A 17,316-nucleotide genomic window follows, 5' to 3' on the forward strand; every position below is an offset into this window, starting at 1 on the left:
CGCCGGACCCCCGTCACCCCCGGCCGCCCCGAGGGTGGCCCCCTGGTCCGCTGCCGCCCCACCGGCAGCGGGCCCGCGCTCACGCCGACCCGGCACACCTGGCACGACGTCACCGCGGGCCGGACGCGACGACTGTCGGACGTTCACCGGTCCCGACCCTCGATCAGAACAGAACCGGCCACACTGCGGAACATTCCGAAAGCTTCGCGATGAAAGGCGGTCGCGTTCGGCAGTAACCTGGGTCGGGGGGACAGGAGACATGGCGGACGTAATCGGCGAGCTGCTCGCCTCGCTCCGGTTGGAGGGCGCCGTCCACAGCCATTGGCGCGTGGGGGCGCCCTGGGCCGTCCGTGGCCCGGCCGCGGGCGGCACGGTGCTGCACTACCTGGTCGAGGGCAGCTGCTGGGTGACCCTCGCCGACGAGGTCGAACTCCCCGCCGCCGCCGTGCACTTACGCAGCTCCTTACTGCAGCGCGGCGACCTCGCGATCTTCCCGTGGGGTGCGCCGCACACCATCGCCGACCGGCCCGGCCGGGAGGCCTTGCCGTTGGCGGCCGCGCGGTCCGGCGCGAGGTCCGAGACGTCCGGGGTGGTGCGGCTGCCCGGCGGCCCCGGTCCCGAGACCGAGATGCTCTGCGGCGACCTGCTGTGCAACGCCGTCGGCAGGTCCGCGCTGTACCGGGCACTGCCACCGATGATCGTGCTGGACCGGAACGCCGTACGGCGGGAGCCGCTGCTCTTCCACACGCTGGCGGCGCTGGCCGCCAAGCACCACGGCGGCCCGGGGGAACGCCGGCTGATCAGTCTGCGCGGCTTCGAGACCGCCCTGGTGCTGGCGCTCCGGCTGGCGCTGCACGGCGAGGCGGCCAAGCGGCTGGCCGACGGCTACCCGGCGCTGCGGGCGCTGGTCCACCCCGGGATAGGTCGCGCGTTGACGGCCGTCGCCGGCCGCTACCACGAGCCGTGGACGGTCGACCTGCTGGCCCGCGAGGCCCGGATGTCCCGGTCCGCGTTCACCGCGGCCTTCCGGGAGCTGGTCGGCGAGAGCCCCGGCCGGCATCTGACCGCCCGCCGGATGCGGGAGGCCGCCCGGCTGCTCAGGGAGACCGACCTCGCCCTGTCCGTCATCCCGGCGACGGTCGGCTACCGCAGCTCCGTCGGCTTCCACCTGGCCTTCCGCAAGTGGTGGGGGGTGCCACCGGGCGAGTACCGGGACAGCATCCCGAGCCCCCACGGACAGGCGGTCCACCCCGTGCCGTAGCCCGGGTCCACGGGACACACCGCCGTGGACCCGGACCGCTCGGACCCTGACCAGTCGGACCCTGACCGCTCGGACCCGGACCGCTCGGACCCGGACCGCTCGGACCCGGACCGTGCCGGTCAGACCCGCAGCTCCTCGCGGGCCGCCGGCACCCCCGCCCCGTGCGCGTCGGCCACCGCCTCCTCCACGTCGGCCACCGCCTCGTCCGCGTCGACCGTCGGCTCGTCGAGGGGCAGGAACGGCGTGAACGGCGGCACTTCCTCGCGGGAGAGCCGCAGCTCCAGCAGCCCCGGCAGAGCGTGCCCGGCGGCCCCGCCGGCGCTGACGGCGTAGTCGGCGAGGGCCTCGTCGAGCTGCTCACGGGTGTCGACGCTCGCCACCCAGAGCCGGTCCGGGCCGCCGAGTCCGCGCGCCACCGTGGCGATGTCCACCGGCGCGTAGCGGACGGACTCGATCCGCGAGTCGAAGTACGTCTGCTGCCTGGTCACGCACATGCCGTGCATGGCGTTGTTGAAGACCACGTAGAGGATGGGCAGCCGCAGATCGACGGCGGTGTGCACCTCCAGCCCGTTCATCAGGAACGCGCCGTCCCCGCAGATCACCACGGTGCGGGCGCCCGCGCCGGAGCCCAGCTGGGCACCGACGGCCGCGCCGAGGCTGTACCCCATGCCGCCCGCGCCCAGCGCGATGGTGGAGCTGACGCCGTCGGGCACGTCGCTGAGGTGGATCGCCGCGGACGCGCAGTTGCCCGCGTCCAGCACCAGGTGCCCCTCGGCCGGGAGCCAGGCGCGCAGCGCGGCGATGGCCTCGCTCTGCCGCAGGTCGCCGCCGACCGGGGTCGGGTCGAGCCCGGGTGCCAGCCGCGGCCGGTAGCGGGTGCGCCGGTATCCGGTCAGCTCGGCCGCCTGGAAGGGTTCCTGGCGCAGCAGTTCGAGCAGCCGCCGCGCCACCAGGCCCGCGTCCGCCCGCACCACCAGCCCGGGCGACACCGCGCGGCGGGCTTCGCCCGGGTCGATGTTGACCACCGCGACGCGGTCCCCGCAAAGGTCGCCCAGCGGGCCCCGGGTCATCGCGTTGAGGCCGGCACCGATCGCGACGACCAGATCGGCGTCCCGCAGCACGGCGTGCACCGAGGGGTGGCCCACCACGCCGGCCACTCCCAGGTACAGCGGATCGGAGTTGGGGAACTCGGCGCGTGCCGACATGGTGACGGCGACCGGGAGCCGCGCCGCGCGCACGAAGTCCACCACCGCCTCCCGGTCGGCGCTGCGCCGCACGCCGTGCCCCAGCAGCACCACGGGCCGCCGTGCCCGCCGCAGCGCGTCGAACAGCGCACGCACCTCGCCCGGGTCCGCCTCGGTCGGCGTGACCAGGTCGTCGAGTGCGGACGGCCAGTCGGCCGGGCGCTCCGGCACGGTCAGTTCGAAGACGTCGCGGGGCAGCAGCACCGCCACCGGGCCGGGCCGCCCGGACAGCGCGGTGCGGGCCGCGTCGGCCATCTCCTCCCAGAACCGCTCCGGACCGGTCAGCGTCACGGTGTGCTTGGTGACGGCCGAGAGCAGCCGCTCGGAGTCCACCGTCCGCCCGATGCCCGAGCCGTCCTGGAACGCGCCCTTCCCGGCCAGTGCCTGCGGGGGCTGTCCGACCAGCGCGAGCACCGGGACGGACTCCGCGTAGGACTCCGCCAGCCCGACGGCCAGGTTGACCAGGGCGCCACCGGAGGTCGAGCAGCACACGCCCAGGGTGCGGTGCACCCGCGCGTGCCCGTCGGCCATGAAGGCGGCCCCGTCCTCGCGGCGGGCCAGGACCGAGGTGAGCCGCCCGCGGCCCAGCCGGTGGATGGCGTCGTGCAGGTGCTCGACGTTGGCGCCGCTGACGCCGAAGACGTGGCGCACGCCCCAGTCGCGCAGCACCGTGACCAGGGTGTCGGCGACCGTGGCGGCGCCCGGCCCGCCCGCGCCCGGCGCCGTCGGCCCCGTCATCGGTTCCCCTGCCAGCGCACGGTCATCGCGCTCACCAGGTCTCCGCCGTTGGCGAAGGTGCCGAACGCGAGGACGTCACCGTCCTTGATGAGACCGTGGTCCAGGGCGTCCGCGACCGTGACCGGGATGGAGCCGGCGAAGAGGTTGCCGTACTTCGCCAGGGTGTCGTGCGTCCGGGCCACGTCGATGCCGCACCGCTTGCGCCACTCGGCGAGGAAGTCCTCGTTGGGCTGGTGCGTGATCAGGAGCGAGACGTCCTCGGCGGTCAGTCCCGCCTCGGCCAGGCTGGCGCCCACGGCCTGGGGCACCAGGCTCATGGAGTTCTCCCGGATGGCCTCCAGCCGCTCCTTGGTGAAGTTCACCGTGATCGGCCCGCAGCCGCGCTCCCAGTAGTTGCGGAACACCCCGTCGACCAGCTCCGGTTCGAAGCGCAGCAGACCGTAGTTCTCACCGTGCGAGCGCTCGTACGCGGAGAGGATGCTCGCGCGGCCGGGAGCCACCAGGGTGGCGGTGGCGCCGTCGCCCAGCACCCGGGAGCGGTTGGAGCTCTGGAACTCCGGCAGCCGCGAGACGAAGTTGGTCACCGTCAGGACGATGACGTTGCGGTGGACGCCGGACTCCACGAACGCCTTGGCGGTGCGCAGCCCCGACAGCCAGGAGCAGCAGCTGGTGTCGAGCTGGAGGACGGTGGCGCGGGACGCGCCGATCGACGACTGCACCGCCGAACCGATGCCCGGCCAGAAGGTGTCGTTGAAGATGCAGTTGTAGATGATGAGGTCGACCTCGTCGGCGGCCAGCCCGGTGCGGTCGAGGAGCTTGGCGCAGGCCGCCGCCCCCAGCTCCGCGGAGCTGTGGTCGGGCGAGGCGAACCGGCGCTCCGCGACACCGCGGAAGAACGCGTGGTCGCCCAGGTCGTCCCCGGCGCCCTGCGCGTCGGCGTTGGAGACCACGCGCTCCGGCAGGAAGCTCACCACGTCGACGATCTGCGCCTGCCGGCCGGGGCGAGCGTTCGGATCAGTCGCCATGACGTCAGCCGTTCGCCGGGCCGGTGCCGAAGCGGTGCTCCAGGATGCGCTTCAGGTTGGCCGTCTCGATGCGGTGGATGGCGTCGAAGTTCGGCCAGATGTCGCCCACCCAGTAGCGGTCGGTGCGCGCCCGGCCCTCGGCGATGTAGTCGGGGACGTCGGTGACGGACCGGTCGTAGTACGGGTGCTTGCAGTTGGTCCACAGCACGATGGTGCCGGGGCGGTTGAGCGTCCGGGTCGCGTCGATGAACGTGAAGTAGTACCGCATCCAGAGCTCCTTGCCCTGGTCCCAGGCACACGGGTAGAACACCAGCCCGTGCTCCGGCCCCTTCATCACGTCCGCGCGGATGAAGATCTCGGTGTTCGGCTGGATGGCCTCGGTGCCCCGGTAGAGGCCGCCGCCAACGTGGCGCAGGTCCCGGACGCTGAACGTCCACTCCTCCATGGAGTGCACGTTGGCCGCGTACTCGAACACGACGTCGTAGGGCACGTCGATGTACTCGCCGAGCGAGCAGTACTGGCCGAAGACCTCCTCGTGGGTGTAGGTCTCCTTGGTGCCCTCCACCATGAGGCGGTAGCACTCCTCCTGGCTGACCGACTCGCTGCGCACCAGGCCGGGGATCTTCTCCAGGTCGGAGCTGTCCAGCAGGTAGTTCTTCAGGTCGCCCGAGTCGTCCGCCCGGCGCGGGGTTATGGCCGCGGTCACTCTCTCCCCCATGTGGTTGTGGACCGGTAACTGGCCACCATCCTCACGGCGGGTCCCGAACCGCGTCGATGAGGAACCGGCCGGGATGGCTTAGGAATCGTCCGGTCCGGCGAGGTGACGGCGCCGTGGCCGCCGGCCGCTGCGGCGTGGCCGGGAGCCGCTCAGAACGAGCGCCCCTCCCCCTGGTACGGGGGCTCGTGGCCGACCCGGTCGGGCTTGTCCCGCTGGTCGGCGCAGAGCGCGGCGGAGAGCCGGGTGAGCAGGTCGGCCAGGTCCGCGTACTGCTTCTCGTCCCAGTCCCCGAGGAGCTCCGAGAGCTGCGCGCGCCGCGCCGCCACCAGCCGCAGCGCCGCCGCCTCGCCCGGTTCGGTGAGCCGCAGCGGCAGCCCGCCCGTCCGCAGGGCGAGCCCCCGGCCCTCCACCTCCCGGACGGCCTCCTCCACCACCGCGATCGGGACGATCCGGCGCTCGGCCAGTTCGGCGGGCTCGACCGAGCCCTGGTGGTGCATCTGCAGCAGCAGCCAGCTGGAGGCGGGTTTGAGGTCGAGCCCGGCGGCGGCGGTGATCCGCCGGAACAGGTCCCGCCGGGCCTCCCGGGTGCTCAGCACCGAGAGGGCGCGGGCGATCTCGTCCAGCGAGGACCGCTCGACGGGGTTGAGGCCGATCGACTCGCTGAGGTCGGGCGCGGTCACCGTCGAGCGGAGCTGCTGTTCGCGCAGGAAGAGCGAGAGCACGAAGGCGACCAGGGCGACCGGGACGGCGTACAGGAAGACGCGGGTGATCGACTCGGCGTACGCGTGGTGGACGCCGGCCTGAGCGTCGGCCGGCAGCCGGGTGATCACCCGCGGGTCGGAGGTGATCACCCCGGGGTCGAACCCCGGCGGCAGCGGGATTCCCGCCAGGGCGTCCGGCAGCCGGTCCCGCAGCCCCGACGCGAAGACGGTGCCGAAGACGGAGACGCCGAAGGACGCGCCGATGGAGCGGAAGAAGGTGACGCCGGCGGTGGCCACGCCCAGGTCCCGGTAGCCGACGGAGTTCTGCACGATCAGCACCAGCACCTGCATCACCAGGCCCAGGCCGAGGCCGAAGACGAGGAAGTAGCAGCTCATCTCGAAGGTGCTGCTGTTCTCGTCCAGCCGGGAGAGCAGCAGCAGGCCGACCGTGGTGACGGCCGTTCCGGCGATCGGGAAGACCCGGTAGTGGCCGGTGCGGGCGACGATCTGGCCGGAGCCGATCGAGGTGAGCAGCATGCCGAGCACCATCGGCAGCATGTGGATGCCGGACAGGGTCGGCGAGACCTGCATCACCACCTGGAGGAAGGTCGGCAGGTAGGTGAGCGCGCCGAACATCGCGAAGCCGACCACGAAGGAGATGACGGCGACCAGGCTGAACGTCCGCGAGCGGAACAGCCGCAGCGGGAGCACCGGTTCGGCGGCGGTCCGTTCGACCCGGACGAAGGCGACCAGGAGGACGAGGCCCAGGGCGCCGAGGCCGACGATCTGCCAGGAGTCCCACGCCCAGGTCGTGCCGCCGAGCGAGGTCATCAGCACCAGGCAGGTCGCCACCGCGGCGATCAGCACGGTGCCGAGGTAGTCGATCCGGTGCCGCCGCTTCTCCTCCGCCCCGTGCAGCACGGCGGCGATCACCACCAGGGCGGCCACGCCGATCGGCAGGTTGATGTAGAAGACCCAGCGCCAGCTGAGGTTGTCCACGAAGAGGCCGCCGAGCAGCGGGCCGAGCACGCTGGTGACGCCGAAGACGGCACCGAAGACGCCCTGGTACTTGCCGCGGTCCCGGGGTGAGACCAGGTCACCGACGATCGCCTGCGAAAGCACCATCAGCCCGCCGCCGCCCAGGCCCTGGAGCGCGCGGAAGGCGATCAGCTCGCCCATGTCCTGGGAGACGCCGCAGAGCACCGAGCCCAGCAGGAAGATCACGATCGAGGCCTGGAAGAAGCGCTTCCGGCCGTACATGTCGCCGAGTTTGCCCCACAACGGGGTGGCCGCCGTGGAGGCCAGCATGTAGGCGGTGACCACCCAGGAGAGGTGCTCCAGGCCGCCGAGGTCGCTGACGATGGTGGGCAGCGCGGTCGACACGATGGTCTGGTCGAGCGCGGCGAGCAGCATCGCCAGCAGCAGGGCACTGATCGGCACCCAGAGGTTGGGAGCGTTGACCTCCGGCGGGCCCGGCTCGCTCACCGGGCGCGGGTCTGACGCGGCGATCGGATCCGTCATGGGGTCTCCGTGGGGTCGCGGGCCTTGGGCCGCGGACCCCGGTCGGCCGGGGTCCGTGCTGACGATCACTCCCAGCTCACCATGCTGTCAGAAATGCCCCGGTTTGCTCCGCGCAGTTGAGCCGAACGCAAGAACGTGGGCCATCCGGGGGACGACCGGCGCTCGCTGACCGTTCAACACGTCGGATTCACCACCAACCGGCACAACACCACCGGAGCGGGCCCGACGCCCCTGTCTCCCCCGGGAAACGTCCTGCATAATCAGGCGCGATCGCCCCCGGCACCACACGTCCGGGCGCACGCGTCGAGTCCGCCCGAGGGCCCGCGAACCGATCCGAGACCGAGGAGGGCCGGCCGATGCCGGACCAGCACTGCCCGACGTGCGGCACCGCACGCTCCGCCGGGTGCCGGTGCCTCCCGGATCCGGGCCTGACCGAGACCGCCGTCCTGCCGCACCTCGAAGGCCCGCCGCTGGTGCGGCCGTACGTGCCGCAGGCCGTCGGCCGGGTCGCCGACTCCCCGGCGGGCGGCGCTTCGGCGGACCCGTTCGGCACCACCGTGCTGCCGCCGGTCCAGAACCCGGTCCAGGGCGTGGTCCAGCACCCGGCCCAGCAGGCTGCCCAGCACCAGTACCCGGCCCAGCAGTCGGTCCAGCAGTCGTACGCCCAGGGGCCGGTCGCGCCGCCGTACGGTCAGGCCCCCGCCGCACAGCCGCCGATGCCCACCCCGCCCGTCGGAGCAGCGGCCGTCGGAGCACCGCCCGTCGGAGCAGCGGCCGGACCACCCGTCACCCCGCCGCCCGGCCCGGACGCGGACGCCTACGCGACCACCGTGCTGCCCCCCGTCACCCCCGCGCCCCCGCAGGCCCCGTACCAGGAGGAGCCGGGGCACGCCCCGGACGGCGGCGACGAACTCGGCTTCTTCCCGTTCGACCACCCGGCCGGCGCCGGAGCCCCGGAGCGCGCGCCCGGCGGCCGGGCCGCCCGTCGCGCGGCGGAGCAGTCGGGGGAGAACCCGCTCGCCCGCCGCAAGGGCCTGCTGGTGGCGGCCGGCGCCGGTCTCCTCACGCTCACCGTCGGCCTGGCGTACGCGGTGACACCCTCCGGCGAGCCGAGCCACCAGGCGCAGCCGGCCCCGTCCACCACGCTGGCGCCCGCACCGGTCGACCCGACCACGCCGGCGCCGCCGAGCCCGAGCGCGCCGCCGTCCACCAGCGACGCCCCGAGCCCGACGCCCACCCGGACGGCCAAGCCGAGCCCGACCCGGACGGCGGCCCCGACCTCGGCCCCCGCCCCCGCGGCCCCGGCGCCCACCACCGCGCCCCCCGCGCCGACGCCGACCCCCACCCCGACGCCCACGCCCACGCCGACCCCCAGCGCGGCCCCGACGGTCCGGGTGCTCCAGCTGAACATGACCGGACCCGACGTCAAGGACATGCAGCAGCGCCTGTGGGCCGCCGACTGCGGACTCGTCGACAAGTCGATCATCACCGGCACGTTCGACTACTGGACCCAGACGGTGTTGAACGACTACCAGCGCTACAACCGGATCAAGGGCGAGAACAACGTCTACGGGCCCAAGACCCGGGCCGTCCTGGAGGCCGACCCGGGCTGCTGACCACGCGTCAGCCGGTGATCGCCCGGAAGATGCTCACCCCGGCCATCAGCACCATCACGCCGGCCGCCACCCGGATGATCATCCTCATCGGAACGTGCTTCAGCAGCTTCTGGCCGCCGACGATGGCGATCCCGGCGACGGCGCAGAGCGCCAGCCAGGCGCCGAGGCCGACGGCGAGCGGGTCGGCGTACTTGGCGGCCAGGTTGGCGGTCATGATCTGGGTGAGGTCGCCGAACTCGGCGATCGCGACGACCACGAAGCTGGCGCCCGCGACCTTCCAGAAGCTGTTGGCGGACGGCTCCTTGGCGGCGTGGCCGTCCTCCTCGTCACCGCCGTGGAAGAGCAGCATGGCGGCGCCGGCCAGGAAGAGCACACCGGTGACGCCCTCCACCCAGCGGTGCGGCAGCAGCGAGAGCAGGTGTCCGGCCACCAGGGCGATGCCCACCTGGAGGGCGAAGGCGGCGGCGATGCCGGCGAACACGTGGCTCGCGCGGTACTTGGCGCCGAGCATCAGGCTGGCCAGCGCGGTCTTGTCCGGCAGTTCGGCCAGGAAGACGATGCCGAAGGTGATCGCGGCGACAGTCACACTCATGGGGGGTTCGGTTTCCCTCGGTCGGGCTGTCCGGCCGCGGCAGCTCCGTCAGGGGTCGCTCCGGCCCGACAGCACTGGTTGGAATTCACAGCACTGCGGCCGAAGGTCTCGCCGGCACGCCGGTGGTCGACGCGTGCCCCGGGCGCCGGGCCCCGCGCGGGGGCCAGTATGTCGACGGTCCGGTGGAGGGCTACTCCCCTTCAACGCCGTCAAGCCTACCCGACGCCGCCGGGGGCCGGCCCGGCGTCCACCAGCCCGCGGGCGACCAGCTCCAGCACCACCACGATCGCCACCGACTCCACCGCCAGCAGCGCGACCAGCACGAACAGCTGCACCGCACCCGCCTGGACGGGGGTGGCGCCGCCGAGCAGCATGCCGACGAAGGCGCCGGGCAGCGTGACCAGCCCCACGGTCCGGGTCTGGTCGAGGGCCGGGACGAGCGAGGTCGCGGCGGCGGTGCGGCAGATCTCCAACCGGGCGTCCCGCTCCTCGAAGCCCAGCGCGAGCGCCGCCTCCACCTCGCCGTGGCGCTGCCGCAGCTCGTCCAGGGCCCTTCGGCCGGCCAGCGAGGTGGCGGTCAGCGCGCCGCCGATCAGGATGCCGGCGACCGGGATGAGCGAGAGGCCCTCGGGCGGCAGCAGCCCGACGGCGAGCAGCAGGGCGAGCACCGGGAGCACCCCGGTGGCGATCGGCGCGGCCGCCCAGGCCCAGCCCGGCCCGGAGGTGATCCGCCGCCCGGCGGTCCGGACCGCGACCGCGAACATCAGCAGCACGAACACCGCCGACCACCACGGTGAGCCGACCACCCAGGTGATCACCAGCGCGACGGCGGCCAGCTGCACCACCGCGCGCAGCCCGGCCCGGAGCACCGCGTGCCCGTGGCCGAGCAGGCCCCGGCCCGCCACCGCCACGGCGGCGGCCAGCAGGACGGCGGTGACCACCCCGAGCAGCGGGGTGACCGGCAGCAGCTGGCCGCCCGGGGCCGCGAGCGGCACCGGTGTCAGATCCAGCTGGTGAACCACATCCGGTCCTGCCAGGACGTCATCGGGATCACCTCCGCGGTGTAGAGCGGGTGGAAGAAGGCGAAGCAGCCCATGATCGCCAGCACGATCAGACCGGCCCCGGCCGCCCCGAGCCGGCGCCGCCGGGGCGGGCAGCCCTCCGGCCCGAGCATGGCGCCGAGCAGCTGGGCGACGGCCAGGCAGAGGAACGGCACCAGCACGACCATGTAGAAGGAGAAGACGGTCCGCTCCTGGTACTGGAACCACGGCAGGTAGACGCCGGCGACACCGCAGAGCACCGCGCCGGAGCGCCAGTCCCGGCGGAAGGACCAGCGCCAGAGCAGGTAGACCAGGGCGAAGCAGGCCGTCCACCAGAGCAGCGGGGTACCGAGGCCGAGGATCTGCGCCGCGCAGCCGCCGGAGGCGGTGCAGCCGCGCTGCCCGGTCGGGACCTGCTCCCAGTACATGGAGACCGGGCGGCCCTGGACCAGCCAGCTGAACGGGTTGGACTGGTAGGTGTGCGGAGTGCTCAGACCGGTGTTGAAGTCGTACATCTGCGAGTGGTAGTGCCAGAGGCTGCGCAGCGGCGCGGGCACCCACGTCATCGGGACCTGCGGGAGCGGGACGCCGAGGAAGCTGTCCGGGGAGAGGCCGGCCCGGTCGTCGGCCCAGTGCCGGTCGTACCCGCCGCCGTCCTTGCCGCCGGCGGCGAGCCAGCCGCCCCAGGCGCCGACGTACACCACCAGGGCCGATCCGACCATGGCGAACAGGGCGGGCAGCGCGTCCCGGCGCAGCATCGAGCGCCAGGGGCGGCGGGCCCCGGCCCAGCGGCGGCCGGACTGGTCCCAGAGCACGGTGAGCAGGCCGAAGGCGGCCAGGACCATGACGCCGTTCCACTTGACCCCGCAGGCGGCGCCGAGGAACACCCCGGCGGCGATCCGCCAGGGGCGCCACCCGAGCCGGATCCGGTCGCCGTCCGGGCCGACGCCGTCGCGGGCGGCGGCCAGCCGGGCGCGGGCGCGGTCGCGGTCGACCAACAGGCTGCCGAAGGCGGCGAGGACGAAGAACATCTGGACGCCGTCCAGCAGGCCGACCCGGCTCATCACCAGTTGGAGCCCGTCGACGGACATCAGCAGGGCGGCGGTGCAGCCGATCAGGGTCGAGCCGAACAGGCGGCGGCCGATCCGGGCCAGCATCAGCACGGTCACGGTGCCGAGCAGCGCGGTCATGAACCGCCAGCCGAAGGGGTGCAGCCCGAAGGCCGCCTCGCCGAGGGAGATCACCCACTTGCCGAGCGGCGGGTGGGCGATGAACTCGGGCGCGGCGGTGAGCGGGATCCGCTGCGGGACGGCCAGGATGTCGGCGTTGGCGCTGTCCGGCCAGGTGCCCTCGTAACCCTGCTCCAGCAGCGACCAGGCGTCCTTCGGGTAGTACGTCTCGTCGAAGACGAAGGCGTTGGGGTAGCCGAGGTTCCAGAACCGGAGCAGGCCGGCGAAGAGTGCCACGGCGATCGGCCCGAGCCAGCCGGACCGGTCGGCCGCCCAGCGCGGCAGCCCCCGCGGCGCCGGTGCGGGGGCTGCGGGGGCCGGTGGTGCGGGTGGGTGCGTGAGCGCCGCTTGCGTCATAGCCTCGCCGATTCGACTGTCTCCTGTGCCGGCCGGGGCCGGGCGGTCAACAGCCACTGACACTATGTGCCGGTGGTCGCGAATCCAAGCGCGACGAGCGCCGTCCAGGTGACCCGGACGGCGCAGTTCGCAGGCTGTTCAGAGCGGTGCCGGGCGGCCCCGGGCCGTCGTGTCGACCCGCCCGGGGCCGTCCGACCGGCCCGCGGCCGCCGGGGCGGGCTCAGGCCGCGGTCTGCAGCTCCCGGACCGGGAGGGTGACGCGGTGCACCACGGCCGGGGCCGCGTTGTCCTGGGCCGCGGTGAGGTACGGCCGCAGCTTCAGGGCCAGGACGACGATCAGCAGGGTGCAGCCGGCCATCGCCGCCAGGTAGAGCGGCCAGGTGCCGGAGCCGACCAGCAGCACGCCGACGGCCGGGCCGACCGCGATCGCGATCTGCTTCACCAGGGCGTGTCCGGCGTTGTAGGTGCCGAGCAGCCGGGCCGGGGCGAGATCGGCGACCATCGGCCCCATGGTGGGGGCCAGCAGCGACTCGCCGACGCCGAACAGGGCGTAGATCGAGACGATCGCGACCGTGGCGGCCATGGTCTCGGTCCGGATCAGGCCGGCGACCAGCGCCATCGTCCACGCGCCCAGCCAGACCAGGCCGGCCGCCGCCATCGCGGTGGTGCGGCGCCGGCGGGCGGTGACCCGCACCATGAACATCTGCAGCACCACGATGGTCAGCGCGTTGGCGCCGATGGCGATGCCCAGGGTCGAGGGCGCGGTGCCGACGGTGTCGGTGGCGAAGGCCGCGACGCCGGACTCGAACTGGCCGTAGCAGGTGAAGAAGATCAGGCCGGCGAGCAGGCAGAGCCGCAGCATCGCCTTGTCGGCGACCAGCGCGCGCAGGCCCTGCGGGCCGTCGGTCCGCTCCTGGACGACGGCCAGCGGGGCGGCCGGGATCCTCGCCGTGCCGGTGACCAGGGCCAGGCCCAGGAAGGTCGCCGCCTCGATGGTGAACAGCCGGGTCAGGCTGGCCGGGTCGGCGACGTCGACGATCTGGCCGCCGACCAGCGCGCCGATGCCCATGCCCAGGTTGACCAGGGTGAACTGCAGCGCGAAGGCGTGCGAGCGGGTCGCCGCGGTCGAGCAGCGGACGATCATCGTGGCGAGCGCCGGCTGGCAGGTGGTGACGCCCGCGCCGAACAGGAACGAGGAGACCAGCAGGCCGGGGGTACCGGTGGCGTGGCCGAAGGAGAACGCGCCGGTGGCGGCGAGCGCCGCACCGGCCAGCAGCACCGGACGCGGTCCGTACCGGTCGATGCCGCGGCCGGTGAACGGCAGGACGGCGAGCGCGGCCAGCGCGAAGACGGTGAACACCATCCCGGCCGCCAGCGAGCCCAGTCCCCGCACCTGGTCCACGTACACGAACATGTACGGCATCGTGAACCCGCTGCCGAACGCGCTGAGCGCGTTGCCGATCTGGACGCGGCGCAGCGGGCCGCCCGCCCCGCGCTGCTGCTGCCTCTGCTGCTTCACCGTGCCGGTCACCGTGCACACCCCTTCACTGAGTTCTCTCCGGGCCGCCGCAGGGGCGCCCAGGGTTTCGCTGGATACTCTTAAGTCCGGAAGATTTAAGAGCTAAAGTCTGACGCCCTAAAGTCTTAGCACCGGAAGAGTGTGGAGTCAAAGGCTTAAGGGGTGCACCCCGCGTGCGACACTGGTCCGCATGACTGCAGAGAAGCCGGCGCCGGCCACCCCCCGCGAGCTGGGCATCGCCGAGCAGGTGGCCGTCTACCAGCGGGAATTCCCCACCGTGGACCCGCAGGTGGAGACCATCGTGCAGACGCTCTCGCGGGTCGCCCGGCGGATGGGCGTCGCCTACGACCGGCAGCTGACTGTGCTGGGAATCACCTCCGCCGAGTGGGAGGTGCTCAAGGCCCTGGTGGTCTCCGGCAGCCCCTACCGGCTGGGCCCGGGCGAGCTGGCCAAGCGGCTCGGGCTCACCCCGGCCGCGATGACCCACCGGATCGACCGGATGGTCGCCGCGGACCTGGTCACCCGGGAGCGGGACGAGGCCAACCGGGTCCGGGTGATCATCGAGCTGACCGAGAACGGCCGCGACAAGTGGCTGGAGTCGATGCGGATGGCCGCCGTCTTCGAGGAGGAGCTCCTCCAGGACGTCACCGGCGAGGAGCGCGCCGTGCTCTCCGGCCTGCTGGCCCGCATGCTGCGGCGGATCGAGGGCACCCAGCCGGACGCCCTGGGCCGCACCGACGACCTGGCCTGATCAGGACGGCAGGGCCGGAGGACCGGGAGACGGGGAGCCGGCCGGGCGGGATTCCCCCCGGCCGGCTCCGCGACCACCGTCACGGTCACCTGCGCCAAGATCTGAGCGGCCGGGCACGACGGGCGGCCCCGGACGAGATCCGTGCTCGTCCGGGGCCGCCCGCGTTCGGTGCGAGGGTCCGTCGGACCCTCGGGCATTCAGTGGGTCAGCAGGGGCCGTTGTCGGTCCAGACGCCCCACTGGCCGGTGGTGGTGGGGTCCTCGCCCTTGGTCCACCACTTGTTGGTGTAGTAGTGGCCCTTCCAGGAGACCTTGGTGCCGGCGGTCGCGTAGGTGGTGGCCGCGTCCCAGCCCGGAGCCGCGGCGCAGCCGGCCGGGGTGGTCGGAGGAGTCGTCGGCGGGGTGGTCGGCGGCGTGGTCGGCGGGGTGGTCGGCGGGGTGGTCGGCGGGGTGGTCGGCGGGGTGGTCGGAGGCGTGGTGGGCGGGGTGGTCGGCGCGGCCGGGCAGCCGGCGGCGGAGCCGTTGGTGGCCTCGACCATCTTGTCGAACAGCGCGGTCCTGGTGCCCAGGTCGTACAGCGAGAAGGCGAAGGAGCCGCCGAGGCCGTTGCAGTGGGCGTAGTCCACCTTGGCCTGGATCGAGCGGGCGTCCTCACCGGTCCAGAACGTGGTGCCGTCGTAGAAGTACGTGGTCTTCGCGGTGTCGTCCCAGAAGGTCTTCGCCGGGTTGTCGACGAAGCCGGTCAGCTCCTTGTACATCTGGATGCCGGGGACGCTGCCGGACATCGAGGCGCCGGCGGCCGGGCCGGTGGCCGGCTGGAAGAGGCCGTTCCTGCCGTTGTTCTGAACCCCGGTCCAGCCGCGGTAGTAGAACGGGATGCCCACGTTGATCTTCTTGGCGGGGAAGCCCCCCGGGATGCCGTAGTCGGCGTCACCGGCGGTGTACGCCTTGATCGCGGCGTCGACCGAGTACTTGCCGTGGCCCGGCGCGGCCGGGGTCATCGGGTCGTCCGGGCCGGAGTAGACCGGGGCCTGGTGGTTGGTCGGACCCTTGGCGTCCCAGGCGCCGTGCATGTCGTAGGTCATGATGTCCAGGAACGTCAGGTACTGGCCGATCTTGTCGGTCTCGACGTTCCGGATCTTGTCCTGGCCGGCGCCGACCGCCGCCGCGGTGGCGTAGGTCTTGCCGTCGGCCTTGCCCTGCGCGTCGAGCTGCTCGCGCAGCTCCTTCAGCAGCAGGGTGAAGTTCTGCTTGTCGTTCGGGCTGGACAGGTTGCCGGCGTGGCCGCCGCCGCCCGGGTACTCCCAGTCGATGTCGATGCCGTCGAAGATGCCGGCCGCCGAGCCCGGGCCGCCGTAGCCGGCGTCCGCCGGCAGGTTGCCCTTGATGAACATGTCGATGCAGGACGAGACCAGGTGCTTGCGCGAGGCGTCCGTGGCGGCCGCCGCCGAGAAGTACTTGGAGTAGGTCCAACCGCCCAGCGAGATCAGGACCTTGAGGTTGGGGTTCTTCGCCTTCAGCTTCTTCAGCTGGTTGAAGTTGCCCGCGATCGGCTGGCCCCAGACGTCGCCGACGCCGTCCACCGCGATGTCCGGGCCGAAGCTCTTCTGGTAGTCCGCGAAGGCGTCGCCCGCGCCGTCACCGGCGTTCGGGTTGTTGTCGTCCTGGTTGGCGGCCTTGGTGGCCTCGAAACAGCCCAGGTCGGTCGGGTGGATGTTGGCGAACGAGTAGATCAGGTAGTCCAGCTTCCCGGCGACGCCGGTGTCCTGGATCGTCTTGGGGTAGTACGCGTTCGCGTAGATCGACCACTGGTCGAAGTAGGCGACCTTGATGCCGCCGCTGGTGGCGGGCGCGCCGGTGCTGTTGGTGACGGCCGCGCTGGCCGGGGCGCCGCCGGAGAGGGCGAGGCCCGCGCCGAGCAGCAGGGAGGCGGTGGTGCCGGCCGCGAGGGCGGCCAGGCCCTTCGGGCGCCGGCGGCGGCCGCCCTCCCGAACCGGGCTCCCGGCCCTTTCGATGCGTGAACGGAGCATGGGTGCGTGACTCCTGGTTGTGGGGGATTCCGCCGCCCCGGGGGGCTCGTACGGGGTGGGGCCGCACGACCAGGGCATGACAGAACAGCGGAAGGGAATCGAGCGGGAACATGCCTTGAAGACGCCGGGATACGCCGAACCGGCGCCCGCGGCCTCCGCCGTTGACGCCGGTTCAGGGGCTCCCTGCACCTGGCCACTAAAATGGACTAGACCAACTACCCCGTCAAGGGGTGATGTTGGGCCTTGAGCCGCCCTTAAGGTTCACCCGGTCCCGCACCACCCCCACCGACCTGCGGGTCAGTAGCGCAGCGCGGTGGCCACCTCGGCCTTGACCGTGCCGGTCAGGTCCCGGTTGCTGCGCGCGGTGGCCCGGGCGCTCTGTCCGGCGGCCACGTCCGGGACGGACACCACCGTCACGTCCAGCACGTTGCCGGAGCCGTCGGTGAAGTTGACCTGGATCGCGTACCGCTCGGACTGCTGCCCGTGGTTGGTGACGGTGAGCGGCACCTCGGCCTTGCCGTCCGAACCGGTCTTCACCTCGCCCAGGGTGACGTCGCCCTTGGCGTCCAGCCCGCCCTTGACGCCCGCGATCGCCGAGGACGCCGCCGCCTCCGCCGACGCGGCGGCCGACGCCACCGCCGAGGAGAACCCGCCCGCGACCGAGGCCGCCGCCGAGGCCGCGGCGGAGGCGGCGGCGGAGGCGGCGGCCGAGAGCCCGGACCCCGCCGCGGCGGCGGCCGAGGAGACGACGCTGCTCGCCTTGCCGTCGGAGGAACAGCCGGCCAGCGCCGCCGCACCGAGCACGGCCGCGGCCAGGGCGCCCGCCAGGGCGCGGCGGGGACGGCGGACCACGGGGGCGTCCGGGTCCCGCACGGTCGGCCGGCAGGGGGCCGGCCTCCGGCGCTCGGGGTGGTGGTCCGGCTGACGGTCCGGCTGGCGATGCATCGGGGTCCTCGATTCTGCCCGGCGCCGGGG

13 protein-coding genes are annotated in these 17,316 nt (G+C 73.2%); 3 read left to right on the forward strand and 10 right to left on the reverse strand.

Features of this window, described 5'->3' with window-relative positions; genetic code table 11:
- Window positions 1-259 precede the first annotated feature (259 nt).
- Window positions 260-1,261 carry an AraC family transcriptional regulator gene (locus ACFVHB_RS22605; RefSeq protein WP_380325036.1) on the forward strand — a complete coding sequence of 334 codons (1,002 nt, stop codon included), beginning with the start codon at window positions 260-262 and terminating at the stop codon, window positions 1,259-1,261.
- Between the two features lie 119 nt (window positions 1,262-1,380).
- Here ACFVHB_RS22605 and ACFVHB_RS22610 read toward each other — a convergent pair whose 3' ends face one another.
- The 4 genes from ACFVHB_RS22610 to ACFVHB_RS22625 form a co-directional block, all read right to left on the reverse strand.
- Window positions 1,381-3,243: a thiamine pyrophosphate-binding protein gene (locus tag ACFVHB_RS22610; protein WP_380325038.1), complete on the reverse strand. Its 1,863-nt coding sequence runs from the start codon at window positions 3,241-3,243 to the stop codon at window positions 1,381-1,383.
- Window positions 3,240-4,268, reverse strand: coding sequence for a 3-oxoacyl-ACP synthase III family protein (locus ACFVHB_RS22615; RefSeq protein ID WP_380325041.1), 1,029 nt, complete (start codon window positions 4,266-4,268; stop codon window positions 3,240-3,242). The genes ACFVHB_RS22610 and ACFVHB_RS22615 overlap by 4 nt, the downstream gene beginning before the upstream one ends.
- Window positions 4,269-4,272: 4 nt before the next feature.
- Complete coding sequence (locus ACFVHB_RS22620; RefSeq protein ID WP_380325044.1) at window positions 4,273-4,974, reverse strand: hypothetical protein; 702 nt, start codon at window positions 4,972-4,974, stop codon at window positions 4,273-4,275.
- Window positions 4,975-5,135: 161 nt separating this feature from the next.
- The gene (locus ACFVHB_RS22625; RefSeq protein ID WP_380325046.1) at window positions 5,136-7,208 is read right to left on the reverse strand and encodes an MDR family MFS transporter; all 2,073 of its coding nucleotides are present in this window, start codon (window positions 7,206-7,208) and stop codon (window positions 5,136-5,138) included.
- A gap of 356 nt (window positions 7,209-7,564) precedes the next feature.
- Between ACFVHB_RS22625 and ACFVHB_RS22630 the strand changes: the two genes are divergently transcribed.
- Complete coding sequence (locus tag ACFVHB_RS22630; protein WP_380325049.1) at window positions 7,565-8,824, forward strand: peptidoglycan-binding protein; 1,260 nt, start codon at window positions 7,565-7,567, stop codon at window positions 8,822-8,824.
- A 7-nt stretch (window positions 8,825-8,831) separates the two neighbouring features.
- On the opposite strand, the gene ACFVHB_RS22635 is transcribed toward ACFVHB_RS22630, so the two are convergent.
- From ACFVHB_RS22635 to ACFVHB_RS22650, 4 genes are all read right to left on the reverse strand, one after another.
- Window positions 8,832-9,416, reverse strand: coding sequence for a TMEM165/GDT1 family protein (locus tag ACFVHB_RS22635; RefSeq protein WP_380325052.1), 585 nt, complete (start codon window positions 9,414-9,416; stop codon window positions 8,832-8,834).
- Between the two features lie 215 nt (window positions 9,417-9,631).
- On the reverse strand, window positions 9,632-10,438 hold the full coding sequence (locus tag ACFVHB_RS22640; RefSeq protein WP_380325055.1) for an ABC transporter permease: 807 nt from the start codon (window positions 10,436-10,438) through the stop codon (window positions 9,632-9,634).
- Window positions 10,417-12,042 (reverse strand): dolichyl-phosphate-mannose--protein mannosyltransferase, encoded by a 1,626-nt coding sequence (locus tag ACFVHB_RS22645; RefSeq protein WP_380325058.1) that lies wholly within the window; start codon window positions 12,040-12,042, stop codon window positions 10,417-10,419. The genes ACFVHB_RS22640 and ACFVHB_RS22645 overlap by 22 nt, the downstream gene beginning before the upstream one ends.
- Before the next feature lie 220 nt (window positions 12,043-12,262).
- Window positions 12,263-13,573, reverse strand: coding sequence for an MFS transporter (locus ACFVHB_RS22650; RefSeq protein WP_380325061.1), 1,311 nt, complete (start codon window positions 13,571-13,573; stop codon window positions 12,263-12,265).
- Between the two features lie 178 nt (window positions 13,574-13,751).
- On the opposite strand from ACFVHB_RS22650, the gene ACFVHB_RS22655 reads away from it, so the two are divergent.
- Window positions 13,752-14,312: a MarR family winged helix-turn-helix transcriptional regulator gene (locus tag ACFVHB_RS22655; RefSeq protein WP_380325064.1), complete on the forward strand. Its 561-nt coding sequence runs from the start codon at window positions 13,752-13,754 to the stop codon at window positions 14,310-14,312.
- 205 nt (window positions 14,313-14,517) lie between these two features.
- Here ACFVHB_RS22655 and ACFVHB_RS22660 read toward each other — a convergent pair whose 3' ends face one another.
- A complete protein-coding gene (locus tag ACFVHB_RS22660; RefSeq protein ID WP_380325067.1) occupies window positions 14,518-16,341 on the reverse strand; it encodes a glycosyl hydrolase family 18 protein in 1,824 nt (607 codons plus the stop codon).
- Window positions 16,342-16,638: 297 nt separating this feature from the next.
- Entirely contained in the window at window positions 16,639-17,286 is a 648-nt protein-coding gene (locus tag ACFVHB_RS22665; RefSeq protein WP_380325070.1) for an FxLYD domain-containing protein, read from the reverse strand.
- Window positions 17,287-17,316: the final 30 nt, after the last annotated feature.

It is taken from the genome of Kitasatospora sp. NPDC127111 (genome assembly GCF_042677465.1).
Lineage (GTDB): Bacteria > Actinomycetota > Actinomycetes > Streptomycetales > Streptomycetaceae > Kitasatospora.

Bases quoted from the DNA above. Each gene is read 5' to 3' on its own strand.
- ACFVHB_RS22605 (WP_380325036.1), top strand. From the start codon at position 260: ATGGCGGACGTAATCGGCGAGCTGCTCGCCTCGCTCCGGTTGGAGGGC.
- ACFVHB_RS22610 (WP_380325038.1), bottom strand. From the start codon at position 3,243: ATGACGGGGCCGACGGCGCCGGGCGCGGGCGGGCCGGGCGCCGCCACG.
- ACFVHB_RS22615 (WP_380325041.1), bottom strand. From the start codon at position 4,268: ATGGCGACTGATCCGAACGCTCGCCCCGGCCGGCAGGCGCAGATCGTC.
- ACFVHB_RS22625 (WP_380325046.1), bottom strand. From the start codon at position 7,208: ATGACGGATCCGATCGCCGCGTCAGACCCGCGCCCGGTGAGCGAGCCG.
- ACFVHB_RS22630 (WP_380325049.1), top strand. From the start codon at position 7,565: ATGCCGGACCAGCACTGCCCGACGTGCGGCACCGCACGCTCCGCCGGG.
- ACFVHB_RS22635 (WP_380325052.1), bottom strand. From the start codon at position 9,416: ATGAGTGTGACTGTCGCCGCGATCACCTTCGGCATCGTCTTCCTGGCC.
- ACFVHB_RS22645 (WP_380325058.1), bottom strand. From the start codon at position 12,042: ATGACGCAAGCGGCGCTCACGCACCCACCCGCACCACCGGCCCCCGCA.
- ACFVHB_RS22655 (WP_380325064.1), top strand. From the start codon at position 13,752: ATGACTGCAGAGAAGCCGGCGCCGGCCACCCCCCGCGAGCTGGGCATC.
- ACFVHB_RS22660 (WP_380325067.1), bottom strand. From the start codon at position 16,341: ATGCTCCGTTCACGCATCGAAAGGGCCGGGAGCCCGGTTCGGGAGGGC.
- ACFVHB_RS22665 (WP_380325070.1), bottom strand. From the start codon at position 17,286: ATGCATCGCCAGCCGGACCGTCAGCCGGACCACCACCCCGAGCGCCGG.